This window comes from Verrucosispora sp. FIM060022, assembly GCF_003977705.1.
Taxonomy (GTDB): domain Bacteria; phylum Actinomycetota; class Actinomycetes; order Mycobacteriales; family Micromonosporaceae; genus Micromonospora; species Micromonospora gifhornensis.
Map to the genome: position 1 here is coordinate 1,488,442 of NZ_RQIV01000001.1, position 11,972 is coordinate 1,500,413.

The window sequence follows — 11,972 nt, forward strand, 5'->3', positions numbered from 1 at the left end:
CCGTCGGGACCCTGCCGGAGCTGCCGAAAGTCCTGAGGCGCATGATAGATACATGACGCATCCCTCGTCGGTCGGTCGTACCGCCGCGCCATCGGCCGCCGAACGCGCCTACCGCCACCTGAAGCAGGCCATCCTGGAACAGGTCCATCCCGGTGGGGCGTTGGTCAGCGAGGGTGAGATCGCCGAGGCGACCGGGGTGTCACGAACTCCGGTGCGGGAGGCGTTGCTGCGACTGGAGACCGAAGGGCTGGTCCGGCTCTATCCCAAGCGCGGGGCGCTGATCCTGCCGGTCTCGGCCCGCGAGATCACCGACGTCATCGAGGCCCGCCGGCTGGTCGAGGTGCACGCCGCCGAGCAGGTCTGGCCGCGGCGCGCCGAGATCCGCGCCGACCTGGCCGCCCGGCTGGCCGAGATGCGCGCCGCCCACACCGCCGGTGACCTGACCGCCCTGATGGCCGCCGACCGGGCGTTCCACGCCACCGTCGTGGACGCCGCCGGCAACGAGATCCTCGCCGAGTTGTACCAGCGGCTGCGTGACCGGCAACTGCGAATGGGTGAGACGACCTTCCGGCTCTCGCCCCGCTGGGCCGACATGGCGCTGACCGACCACGCCGCCCAGTTGGCCGCCCTCGACGCCGACGGCCCCGGACCGTGGCTGGCCACCGTGGCCACCCACATCGACAACGCCGCCCGCGCGCTGCGGGGCCTGCGGTGAGCCTGGCCGACCCGGCACCCGTACCGCGCCGGCAGGCGCTGCTGGTGTGGGGCGTGGCCCTGAGCGCGTACGCCGCGTCGGTGTTCCACCGCAGTTCGCTCGGTGTCACCGGGGTGGAGGCGTCCCACCGCTTCGAGATCAGCGCCGCGACGCTTGCCACCTTCACCGTCGCCCAGCTCGCCGTGTACGCGCTGATGCAGGTGCCCGTCGGCATGCTGCTCGACAGGTACGGCTCCCGCCGCCTGCTGATCACCGGCGGCGCCCTGATGGTGGCCGGTCAACTCTGCTTCGCCCTCGCCACCGACGTACGCCTGGCCGTGGCGGCTCGCGTCCTGGTCGGTCTCGGCGACGCGATGACCTTCATCAGCGTGCTGCGGATCGTCGCGTACTGGTTCCCGGGCCGCCGCAACCCGATGCTCGTGCAGTTGACCGGCACGCTCGGGCAACTCGGCGCGGTGTTCGGCGCCGTCCCGCTCGTGCTGCTGCTGGAACACACCGGCTGGACCACCGCCTTCCTGACCGCCGCCGCAGTGTCCACGGTGATCCTGCTGGTGGCCGTCGCCGCGATCCGGGACAGCCCGCGCCGGGTGACAGTGGCCGCCGCGCCGCCGCCGCGCGGGCTGCTCGCCGCCGCCTGGGCCGCCCCGGGCACCCGCCTCGGGCTGTGGACCCACTTCGTCGCCCAGTTCTCCGGCAGCGTGTTCGCGCTGCTGTGGGGCTTCCCGTTCCTGGTGCAGGGGCAGGGGCTCACGCCCACGGCGGCCGCCACCCTGCTCACCGTACTGACGATGGGCATGCTGGTGACCGGGCCGACGGTGGCGCACCTGTGCGCCCGGTTCCCGCGACGGCGTTCGGTGGTGGTCTTCAGCATCGTCGCGGCGACCGCGGCGACCTGGACGGTGGTGCTGGCCTGGCCCGGCCGTGCGCCCGGCTGGCTGCTCGTCGCCCTGGTGCTGGTGCTGGCCTTCAACGGCCCCGGTTCGCTTATCGGCTTCGACTTCGTCCGCACCTTCAACCCGGTCAACCGCATCGGCAGCGCCACCGGGATCGTCAACGTCGGTGGCTTCGTCGCGGCGATCGCCCTGGTGCTCGCCATCGGCGTGGTGCTCGACGTGGCCACCCCGGCCGGGCAGACCGTGCCCGGTCTCGACGCATACCGCTGGGCTTTCGCCGTGCAGTACGTACTGTGGGCGGTGGGTGTGGTGCAGGTGCTGCGGTGGCGCAACGCCGCCCGACGCCAGCACGACGGGCCGGACCTGCCGGTCGGCCGCCCGGACACTGTGCCGATCGGTGGTCGCGGCGGTAGGTTCGCCTCCGGGGATGATCGTCGGCGCCGTCGGTTCACCGGCGAAGCCGCAGCACGGCGGCGCGGCGCGCCGGCGCGGATGAGGAGGAAAGCGTGAGCCAGCAGGTCAGGGGAGTCATCTCGCGCAGCAAGGGCGCTCCGGTCGAGGTGACCGACATCGTGTTGCCGGACCCCGGGCCCGGCGAGGCGGTGGTACGGGTGCAGTCCTGCGGGGTCTGCCACACCGACCTGCACTACCGCGAGGGCGGCATCAACGACGACTACCCGTTCCTGCTCGGGCACGAGGCCGCCGGCATCGTCGAGCAGGTCGGTGCGGGGGTCGACGCGATCGCCCCGGGCGACTTCGTGGTGCTCAACTGGCGGGCCGTCTGCGGTGTGTGCCGGGCCTGCCGACGCGGCCGCCCGTGGTACTGCTTCGCCACCCACAACGCCGCCCAGAAGATGACCCTGACCGACGGCACCGAACTCACCCCGGCCCTGGGCATCGGCGCGTTCGCCGAGAAGACGCTTGTGCACGCCGGCCAGTGCACGAAGGTGGACCCGGCCGCCCGGCCCGCCGCCGTGGGGCTGCTCGGCTGCGGGGTGATGGCCGGCCTCGGCGCGGCGATGAACACCGGCGGGGTGACCCGCGGTGACTCGGTGGCGGTGATCGGCTGCGGCGGCGTCGGCGACGCGGCGATCGCCGGTGCGGTGCTGGCCGGCGCGACCACGATCGTCGCGGTGGACACCGACTCCCGCAAGCTCGACTGGGCCCGCAAGTTCGGTGCCACCCACACGGTGAACGCTTCCGAGGCCGACCCGGTGGCCGAGATCCAGGCTGCCACCGGCGGGTTCGGCGCCGACGTGGTGATCGACGCGGTCGGTCGACCGGAGACCTGGAAGCAGGCCTTCTACGCCCGTGACCTGGCCGGCACCGTCGTGCTGGTCGGCGTACCCACCCCCGAGATGCGCGTCGAACTGCCGCTGCTGGACGTCTTCGGCCGGGGCGGGGCACTCAAGTCGAGCTGGTACGGCGACTGTCTGCCCAGCCGCGACTTCCCGATGCTCACCGAGCTCTACCTGCAGGGCCGCCTCGACTTGGACGCCTTCGTCACCGAGGAGATCAGCCTCGACGGGGTCGAGGAGGCGTTCGCCCGGATGCACCACGGCGACGTGCTGCGCTCGGTGGTGGTCTTCTGATGACCGCCCGCATCGACCACGCCGTCACCTCCGGCACCTTCTCCCTCGACGGGCAGACCTTCGACGTCGACAACAACGTCTGGGTGGTCGGCGACGACACCGAGTGCGTGGTCATCGACGCCCCGCACGACGTGGACGCCATCTGCAAGGTGGTGGCCGGCCGCCGGGTCACCGCGATCGTCGCCACCCACGCCCACGACGACCACGTCCGGGTCGCCCCGCAGCTGTCCCGCGCCACCGGCGCGCCGGTGCTGCTGCACCCTGCCGACCGGGTGCTGTGGGACATGGTGCACCCCGACGAACCGCCGGGCGGCGAGCTGCACGACGGCCAGCGGATCCAGGTCGGCGGCAGCACGCTGACCGTGCTGCACACCCCCGGGCACAGCCCCGGCGCGTGCTGCCTGCACGACGCCGCCCAGGAGGTCGTCTTCACCGGCGACACCCTGTTCGCCGGCGGTCCCGGTGCCACCGGCCGCTCCTACAGCGACTTCGGCACCATCATCGACTCGATCCGCGACCGGCTGCTCACCCTGCCGCCGCAGACCGTGGTGCATCCCGGTCACGGTGACAGCAGCACCATCGGCGCCGAAGCGCCGCAACTGCCGCAGTGGCTGGCCCGGGGACACTGACCTGCGTCGCCGACAAATGTGATGCGTCGGCGGTCGAAGTCGGGCGACCCTGTCGCCGTGTCATCCGTACCCGATTGTGAACGCGCACCGGCGGCGGTTCCACCCGCCGCCGGTGTCGCCCCACGCCAGCCCGGCCCGCCACCGACGTTGACCCCGGCCCAGCGTCACGCGCTGCGGCACGTGCGGACCGTGGCGCTGCGCGACCGTCCGGACGCGCGGGCCATCATCGGTCGACTGCTCACCGGGGTACGCGCCGACACGGCGCACCTCGTCGAGGCGATCGGCCACGACGGCCGGATCACCCTCAACTTCCACCCCGACCGGCTGCTCGCCGACGGCCGGTCGGTCGCGCAGGCCCTCGCCGCGCAAGGCGTCTACCGCAGCCAGTTCGAGACCGGGATCTCCAACGGCGGGCTGACCGCGTACCCGGGGGGCGATCGGGACCGGTGGGAGCAGCAGATGTTCGGCGGGGCGTACCAGCGACCGGGCGTGCGCCCGGCGGAGCGGCCGAAGTACGGCGGCCTGAACCTGCTCGACCACCCGGACGGCGCCGCTGTCCGGTTCGGCTCCTGCCACCTGCGGTTGCGGCCCGAGGTGCGGCACCGCACCACGTTCTGCTTCGGCGACAGCCACCTCGGTCCCCGCGACGTCGGCACCGCCGAGGTGTTCGAGCCGGTGTTGGCCGCGCTGCTCGCGGCGACGGTGGACACCGGCGTCTGCCTGGGCCGTCCCGGCATGAACCTGGTCGACCTCACCGCGCACCTGCTGCGCCGCCGCGAGGACCTCGCGGCAGCCGCCGCCGGCCGGGCCCTGGACGACTACGTCGAAGCCCAGGTGCACGGCGAACTGCACCTGGGCCGGGACGTGCAGGAGCTGGTCGCCGATCCCTCGTTCCGGGGCACCGCCGTCGGCGCGGACCTCGCCACCGCCGCCCGACGGTACGGGTTCCGGCTGCGCTGGCACGCCGGCTTCGTCCTGCCGGTGGACCAGGTCGACGCCGACTTCCGGGGGCCGGCGATGGTGCCGCTGGCGGCCCGGGTGCACGCCGAGTTCGCCCGACCCGGCGAACCGCTCACCGCCGCCCTGATCGGTCGGGCCGCCGCCTCGGTCGTCACCGACCCGGCCCGCTGGGCCGACCGGGGCCCGGTCACCGACACGCGGCAACACCTCAAGCAGCTCTGGCACGTGCTGGTGCGCTTCGGCGTGCCTGCCGACTGACCGGTTCGTCACTGATCCACACCGACGTCCGGTTCGTGCCGGGTCAGAGTGTCTGCCCGACCCGGGGCGTGAGCAGGGTCTCACCCTCCGCGTCCGGGCTATTTCTGGAAATGCCCGACACGTCGGCCGGGTTGTGTCCCCCGAGGCGCTGGCATCCAAACCCCTGCCGGCGATCGTCCCCCGAGAGCGGCTCAACCCCGAGCGGCTCGTAACGATCGAAAGGGCAACCATCGTGAAGTTCGACTTCACTCGATGGCTCCCGGCCATCGCGACGAACCCGAATCGCAAGACCACGCTGAGCGTGGTGGGCGTCACCGCCCTCGCCGGGCTGGCCTTCGGCCCGACGGCCGTCGCCGCACCGCTCACCACCGGCCCGCACGAGGGTGCCGTGGCCGCGATCGACAAGGCCACCGGTCGGGAGACCACCGGCACGACTGTCGAGTCGGCGCTGACCACCGGTGGCCGTACCGACAAGCCGTCCGCCGGCAAGCCGAGCCGTGGGGAGTTGATCCCGCACGGCGTCCAGGGCGCGCAGTCGCGTGTGCCGCTGGACGGCGCCCAGCGGGAGAACGCCAAGACCATCATCGAGGTGGCCAAGAAGACCGGCGTCGGCGAGCGGGGCGCGGTGATCGGCATCGCCACCGCGTTGCAGGAGTCGAAGCTGTACAACCTCGGCCACCTGGGGGCGTACAACGACCACGACTCGCAGGGGCTGTTCCAGCAGCGTCCGTCCAGCGGCTGGGGCACCGAAGCGCAGATCACCGATCCCGAGTACTCCTCGAACGCCTTCTTCCAGGCGTTGAAGAACGTCAACGGGTGGCGTGACATGCCGTTGACCGCCGCGGCGCAGACGGTGCAGGTGTCGGCCTACCCGTTCCACTACGCGCAGTGGGAGGAGCAGGCGGCGGACATCGTCTCCCAGCTCTGGTGAGTTCCGAAGCGGCCGGCCCCACGGGGCCGGCCGCTTCGCGTCACCCACACCGTAGCCTCAGGCGTGCCGGCGGTGGCGGAAGATGTCGACGAGGGCGACCAGCAGGGCCAACGCGATGATCCCGGCCGACACCAGCAGCGACTGCTCGAACGCCTTCGACCAGTCGTTGTCGCTGCCCACGGCCGAGAAGAAGACCGCGCCCACGGCGGCGATGCCGGCCGCCGAGCCGATGCGTTGACCGGTCTGCAGCATCCCCGCGCCGCTGCCCGCCTGCGGCACCGGCACCTCGGAGAGGGTCAACGTCTGGTTCGGGGCGATCACCAGACCGCTGCCGATCCCGGCGAGCAGCAGGGGAGCGGAGGTCACCCACGGCACCGGGGCGTGCGGCGCCACCTCGATGGCCAACGCGACCAGACCGAGCCCGACCACCACGGCGAGCAGCCCGGCGGCGACCAGCGGTCGACCGAACCGGTTGACGATCCGACCACCGATCGCCGACGCGACGGCCGAGCCGAGCGCGAACGGGGTGATGGCCAGACCGGCGACGAGGGCGCTGTAGCCGAGCCCGGTCTGGAGATAGAGGGTGAAGATGAAGAAGATCGCGGTGAAGCCGCCGAAGTAGCTCAGGGCGATCAGCGCGCCGAGGGCGTACGACTGGACCCGGAACAGGCCCACGTCGAACAGCGGGGGACCCCGCCGGGCGTACCGCCGCTCCCAGAACGTGAAGCCGACAAGCGTGATCAGGCCGGCGGGCAGCAGCAGCCACTTGGCCGGGCCGTGCCACTGCTCCCGTTGCACCATCGGCAGCAGCAGCAGCGTCACACCCACGCCGAGCAGCAGGACGCCCACCGGGTCCGCGCGGCGGCGGACGGTCTGACCCACCGGCTGGTGGGGGATCAGCCGCCAGCCGAGGACCATCGCGACGATCCCCACCGGGACGTTGACGAAGAAGACCCACCGCCAGCCGTGTTCCGGGCCGCCCGCGGCGATCAGCACGCCGCCGAGCAGCGGACCGATCGCGGTGGAGATGCCGATGGTGGCACCGAGCAGGCCGAAAGGTCGAGCCCGTTCCGGACCCTGGAAAAGCTGCTGGATCATCCCGGTCACCTGCGGATTCACCAGCCCGGCGGCGGCGCCCTGGAGGAGCCGGGCGAGGACCAGCCAGGTGGCGGACTGGGCCAGGCCGGCCACTGCGCTGGTCGCCGTGAACAGCGCGATGCCGAAGACGAAGGCGTTGCGGCGGCCGTGCACGTCACCGAAGCGACCGGCGGGCACCAGCACCAACCCGAAGGCCAACGCGTACCCGGACAGCACCCACTGAAGGTCGGCCGGGCTGGCGTCCAACCCCCGGTCCAGCGACGGGATGGCCACGTTGACGATGCTGATGTCCAGCAGCGTCATGAACGCCGCGACCAACCCGACGCCGAGGGCCTGCCACCGTCGTCGCCCGTCGTAGGACTCGGGTGCCGCTCGGGCGGCGTCCGTCACGCCAGTTGCTGCGCGCAGAACCGGGGACCGAAGTCCAGCCCGGCCATCGGGGAGTCCTCCCGGTGCAGCAGGTTCTTCTCGGTGAGCAGGTGCAGTGGCGTCTGCAACTGCTCCTCGGTCAGTCCGCACTCCTGGGCGATCGAGTCCGGGTACGGGACCTGTCCGCGTGCCTCCAGCGCCGCCACCGCGTCGTACACCCGCACCTCGACGTCCGACAGCTGCACCTGCTGCATGGTGCCCTCCTCACGCTCCACCCGCCCACCCAGGCGGTCTGCGCCGCGCGGTTACCCCCTGCGAGGCCGAAAATGCACCGGCGACGGCGCGTGGATCGGCGTCCCCGCGTGGTGGCCCACCCTGCTCTACGCTGCTGCGGTGACCGTCTGGGAACTCGCAGTGATCGGCGGTGGGCCGGCCGGCCTGTCGGCCGCTTTCGCCGCCGCCCGGCGCGGCGTCCGCACGCTGGTCCTCGAACGCGCCGCGCACCCGCGTTACAAGACCTGCGGCGGCGGGTTGACCGGCATCTCGTTCGCGGCCGTCGCCACCCGCATCGACGTGCCCGTGCACGACGCGGTCGATGAGGTCACCTTCACTTTGGACGGGCGTCGTTCGTTCACCCGACGGCACCGGCCCGGTGCGCTGGTGCGGATGGTGCGTCGCGACGAGTTCGACGACCGGCTGCGCGCCGCCGCAGTGGCCGCCGGGGCCGAGGTCCGCGAGCGGGTCACGGTCCGTGCCGTGGATCAGACCCCCGACGGCGTACGCCTGCGGCTGGCCGACGATGCCACGGTCCTGGCGCGGACTGTCGTCGGTGCGGACGGCTCGTCAGGGGTCAGCGCCCGCCACGTCGGGGTGCGGTACCGGCAGGTGGATCTGGGGTTGGAACTGGAATTGCCGGTGTCACCGCAGCAGCAGGCCCGGTGGCGGCGTCGGATGCTGCTCGACTGGGGCCCGCTGCCCGGCTCGTACGCCTGGGTGTTTCCCAAAGCCGACCGGCTCAGCGTCGGGGTGATCGCCGGTCGGGGCGACGGGGAGCGCACCCGGGAGTATCTGCGCCGTTTTGTCGACCGACTGGGCCTGGCCGGGGTGTCACCGGTGCACGACACCGGGCACCTGACCCGCTGCCGCGCCGAGGACTCACCGTTGCGCCGGGGCCGGGTCCTGGTCGCCGGGGATGCCGCCGGCCTGTTGGAACCCTGGAGCCGGGAGGGGATCAGCTTCGCGTTGCGTTCCGGGGAACTGGCGGGTGAGGCGGTCGCCGCCGCCGACCTGACCGGCTACGAAAGCGCGGTGCAGCAGCGGCTCATGCCGGCCATCCGGGCCGGGCACCGGCTGCGGGAGGTCTTCGCCCAGCGACCGGAGTTCTTCCACCTGGCGTTGGGCACGCCGCCCGGCTGGCGGGCGTTCACCCGGTTCTGCCTGGGCCGGTCCGACTTCGGTCAACTGGTCGAGGCGCTGCCCGTCCGCACCGCCCTGGCGCTGGCCGCCCGGCTGCCGCGCCAGCGCTGACCCTGATCCCCGTCGACACCCATCGCCGTTCCTGCCACCCAGGATCCTAGGATGCCTCAGCGGTGATGATCCACGGCACGGTCGGCCGTTTCCGCGCCGCCGGTGGGGGTAGGGCCATCCGGGACCGGATCCCAACGACCCGCACGAGGAGACCCCCGTGAGCCAGGACCAGCACACCCAGCAGGACCCCACCGAGCAGTACGGCCAGCAGTCGGGACAGCCGGCCCAGCAGCAGACACCACCGGGGCGTACGGGGGAGATGAACCCGAAGCCCGACCACGGCGAGGAGACGTACTCCGGCAGCGGCAAACTCGACGGCAAGAAGGCGGTGATCACCGGAGGTGACTCCGGCATCGGTCGGGCGGTGGCGATCGCCTTCGCCCGTGAGGGCGCCGACGTGCTCATCTCCTACCTGAGCGAGGAGGAGGACGCCGACGCGCAGGACACCGTACGGCTCATCGAGGCCGCCGGCCGCAAGGGCGTCGCGGTGCGCGGCGACATCACCGACGAGAGCACCTGCCAAGGGCTGATCGACCGGGCCCTGTCCGACCTGGGCGGCATCGACATCCTGGTGAACAACGCCGCCTACCAGATGGCGCAGGACAAGGGCATCGCCGGGATCAGCACCGAACAGTTCGACCGGGTGCTCAAGACCAACCTGTACGCGATGTTCTGGCTGTGCAAGGCGGCCCTGCCGCACCTGGAGGAGGGTTCGGCGATCATCAACACCTCGTCGATCCAGGCGTTCGACCCGTCGCCGCAGCTGCTCGACTACGCCACCACCAAGGCGGGGATCGCGAACTTCACCAAGTCCCTCGCCGCAGACCTGGTCGACAAGGGCATCCGGGTGAACGCGGTCGCCCCCGGCCCGATCTGGACCCCTCTGATCCCGGCGACCATGCCGGAGAAAAAGGTCGAACAGTTCGGTACGGACACCCCGGTCGGCCGCCCCGGCCAGCCCGCCGAACTGGCGCCCGCGTACGTCTTCTTCGCCTCGCAGGAGTCGAGCTTCATCACCGGCGAGGTGCTCGGCGTCACCGGCGGCCGCTTCACCAAATGACCTGCAAGGAGGGGCCCCTTGTTAACGCCTGCGGTAGAGGAGGGGCCCCTTGTTAACGCCTGCGATTGAAGGGTTTGTTGGCGGGGGCACGCCGTTCGTTGCCGACGGGGTGCAGCGTTCCTGGTCAGCCTGTGGTCAGCGGGGCCAGGTTGCCAGTTGCCGACGGACTCGGGTGATGTCGGCAGTGTCGAGGCCGTAGCGGGCGAAGCGTCGGTCGGGGATCCGGTCGAGGTAGCGGCCGGCGGCGCGGACATCCTCGTCGTCCAAGGCGGGATCGAGCTGCCGGGCCAGCTCCAGCAGTTCGGCCACCGACCGGTCGGCCAGGGCGGCGGCCACGTCGATGTAGTCGCGTACCTCGCGCCGGTTGACCAGGGCGGCGGTCTTGTTGGCGATCAGGTCGCGGACGTCCATCACCGGCCCGAAGTCCATCACCACCGGGCTGCGGTGCCGGTCGAGGCGGGCCAGACTGAGCCGGATCTGCCGGCCGTCCCGGGCGACCACGAAGTCCCGCATGTCCGCGTGGAAGCCGTCGAACAGGTCGCCGAGGTCGCTGTCCGGGTCCGCGTCGGTCACCTCGAACCCGGCCGCCCGCAGGGCGTCGCGTACGTCGGCGGCTGCCGCGGCGGCGGCCCCCTCCACGTCGGCGAAGAGATCGACGTCCTCGGTAGGGCGGGTCACCAACCCGTGCGCGGCCCACGCGACACCACCGCCGAGCACGAACCGGTACGGCCCGGCCACGGTCAACGCGACCCGGGCCACCTCGCGGTAGAAGTCGTGCGGATGCGGCGTGATCACGCCGACCGCAGACCCCGGTGCCGGCTCTCCCAGGCGGTGCGTACGCCCCGGGGCAGGTTCAGCAGCCGCCACACCCGCGGCAGGGTCCGCCCGTTGACCAACCGACGCAGATCGTCGACGCTGGTGGTCTCCCGCAGCACGTTCTCGTACATCCAGAGCAGCTGGTCGGGGTCGGCCAGGTCGAACGCGCGGTCGCTGCACCACATCAGTCGTACCGGCAGCTCCACCACCCCACGGGTGGGCCCACGCAGCTCGCTCAACGTCCGGGCCACCACGGCGGGCCGCCCCGGCCGGGCGAGGTGCGCCACGCCGGTCGTCACTCCGTAGACGGCCTGCATCCTGCCAGGGTAACCCCACACCCCCCAGAACCGGACTCTCCCCAACCCACCCCCACCAAATCCCACCCACCCCACGAGCACCGTGAACAAGCCCGTTACGCCGAAATGGCGCTTTCCCGCCGCCCAGAATCCCGCCGTTTCGGCGTAACGGTGAGGGCCGTGTAACGACGGTCCGCGCAGGGATGGCCGTTGGGGCGTGCCCCGGCGCGCGATGATCGACACCGTTTCGGCGAAATGGCGGTATCCCACCGCGCTGGATGCCGTGTCGGCGTAACGGTGCGTCGCCGTCGCCGCCTGCCTTCCGGTCGCCGGAAGTGCGGTCGGTGCGTGGTATGTCCGGTCTGGCGTGCGGGCGTCCGGGGAGTGATGGCGGCCAGCGGGTCGTTGGACGTACCTGACCGGCCGACGAAGGCTGCGGTGCCGAGCGGATGGCTCCGTGAGTGGCCGACCTCCGGGAGGTGGATGGTCAGCCCTCGGGAATGGTGGTGGCCGTCGGGTCGTTGTGCATGTCTGACCGGCTGATGGAGGCCCCCCGGAGCAGGCCAGATGGCTTCGTGGTTGGCCCGGCCCCCGGGAATGATGGTGGGTGGTCGGTCGTTGTACATGGTCCCGGCGCCGCGAAGGTGTCCCCCCGGGGCCCCGCGATGGGTCCCCGCCCCGCGTGTGAGCCGGTGAACCTTCCCCCTTGTTCTTTCAGCGCCTGACGGCGTTTGCATGCACCCGTCCCCCGTGGTGTGTGTCTACCCCCGAATGGAGCTTTCCTCATGAACTCGATCTTCCGTAAGAGCATGCTGGGTGTTGCTGGTC

At 71.8% G+C, this 11,972-nt stretch carries 12 protein-coding genes; 8 read left to right on the top strand and 4 right to left on the bottom strand.

The window, feature by feature from the left end; all coding sequences use genetic code 11:
* Positions 1-52: 52 nt before the first annotated feature.
* The 6 genes from EG812_RS06475 (at position 53) to EG812_RS06500 (ending at position 5,978) form a co-directional block, all read left to right on the top strand.
* A complete protein-coding gene (locus EG812_RS06475; RefSeq protein ID WP_126711041.1) occupies positions 53-715 on the top strand; it encodes a GntR family transcriptional regulator in 663 nt (220 codons plus the stop codon).
* A complete protein-coding gene (locus EG812_RS06480; RefSeq protein ID WP_126711042.1) occupies positions 712-2,118 on the top strand; it encodes an MFS transporter in 1,407 nt (468 codons plus the stop codon). Before EG812_RS06475 ends, EG812_RS06480 begins: the two co-directional genes overlap by 4 nt.
* Entirely contained in the window at positions 2,115-3,200 is a 1,086-nt protein-coding gene (locus EG812_RS06485) for an S-(hydroxymethyl)mycothiol dehydrogenase (RefSeq protein WP_126711043.1), read from the top strand. Before EG812_RS06480 ends, EG812_RS06485 begins: the two co-directional genes overlap by 4 nt.
* Positions 3,200-3,829, top strand: coding sequence for an MBL fold metallo-hydrolase (locus EG812_RS06490; protein WP_126711044.1), 630 nt, complete (start codon positions 3,200-3,202; stop codon positions 3,827-3,829). The genes EG812_RS06485 and EG812_RS06490 overlap by 1 nt, the downstream gene beginning before the upstream one ends.
* 189 nt (positions 3,830-4,018) lie before the next feature.
* Positions 4,019-5,047, top strand: a complete 1,029-nt coding sequence (locus tag EG812_RS06495) for a DUF3626 domain-containing protein (RefSeq protein WP_233579413.1) — start codon at positions 4,019-4,021, stop codon at positions 5,045-5,047.
* A 232-nt stretch (positions 5,048-5,279) separates the two neighbouring features.
* Positions 5,280-5,978, top strand: a complete 699-nt coding sequence (locus tag EG812_RS06500; RefSeq protein WP_013733944.1) for a hypothetical protein — start codon at positions 5,280-5,282, stop codon at positions 5,976-5,978.
* 57 nt (positions 5,979-6,035) lie between these two features.
* Here the strand turns inward: EG812_RS06500 and EG812_RS06505 are convergent, their stop codons facing one another.
* Positions 6,036-7,466 (bottom strand): MFS transporter, encoded by a 1,431-nt coding sequence (locus tag EG812_RS06505; RefSeq protein ID WP_126711045.1) that lies wholly within the window; start codon positions 7,464-7,466, stop codon positions 6,036-6,038.
* Positions 7,463-7,699 (bottom strand): hypothetical protein, encoded by a 237-nt coding sequence (locus EG812_RS06510; protein ID WP_013733942.1) that lies wholly within the window; start codon positions 7,697-7,699, stop codon positions 7,463-7,465. Before EG812_RS06510 ends, EG812_RS06505 begins: the two co-directional genes overlap by 4 nt.
* Positions 7,700-7,838: 139 nt before the next feature.
* On the opposite strand from EG812_RS06510, the gene EG812_RS06515 reads away from it, so the two are divergent.
* Both EG812_RS06515 and EG812_RS06520 read left to right on the top strand, forming a co-directional pair.
* Positions 7,839-8,972 (top strand): geranylgeranyl reductase family protein, encoded by a 1,134-nt coding sequence (locus tag EG812_RS06515; protein WP_126711046.1) that lies wholly within the window; start codon positions 7,839-7,841, stop codon positions 8,970-8,972.
* A 157-nt stretch (positions 8,973-9,129) separates the two neighbouring features.
* Entirely contained in the window at positions 9,130-10,032 is a 903-nt protein-coding gene (locus EG812_RS06520; protein WP_013733940.1) for an SDR family oxidoreductase, read from the top strand.
* Between the two features lie 135 nt (positions 10,033-10,167).
* Here the strand turns inward: EG812_RS06520 and EG812_RS06525 are convergent, their stop codons facing one another.
* Both EG812_RS06525 and EG812_RS06530 read right to left on the bottom strand, forming a co-directional pair.
* Complete coding sequence (locus EG812_RS06525) at positions 10,168-10,827, bottom strand: nucleotidyl transferase AbiEii/AbiGii toxin family protein (RefSeq protein ID WP_353505295.1); 660 nt, start codon at positions 10,825-10,827, stop codon at positions 10,168-10,170.
* Entirely contained in the window at positions 10,824-11,165 is a 342-nt protein-coding gene (locus tag EG812_RS06530; RefSeq protein ID WP_043720963.1) for a hypothetical protein, read from the bottom strand. The genes EG812_RS06525 and EG812_RS06530 overlap by 4 nt, the downstream gene beginning before the upstream one ends.
* Positions 11,166-11,972: the final 807 nt, after the last annotated feature.

Excerpts from the sequence above, each read along its gene's own strand:
- EG812_RS06475 (WP_126711041.1), top strand. The coding sequence starts at position 53 with ATGACGCATCCCTCGTCGGTCGGTCGTACCGCCGCGCCATCGGCCGCC.
- EG812_RS06490 (WP_126711044.1), top strand. The coding sequence starts at position 3,200 with ATGACCGCCCGCATCGACCACGCCGTCACCTCCGGCACCTTCTCCCTC.
- EG812_RS06510 (WP_013733942.1), bottom strand. The coding sequence starts at position 7,699 with ATGCAGCAGGTGCAGCTGTCGGACGTCGAGGTGCGGGTGTACGACGCG.
- EG812_RS06530 (WP_043720963.1), bottom strand. The coding sequence starts at position 11,165 with ATGCAGGCCGTCTACGGAGTGACGACCGGCGTGGCGCACCTCGCCCGG.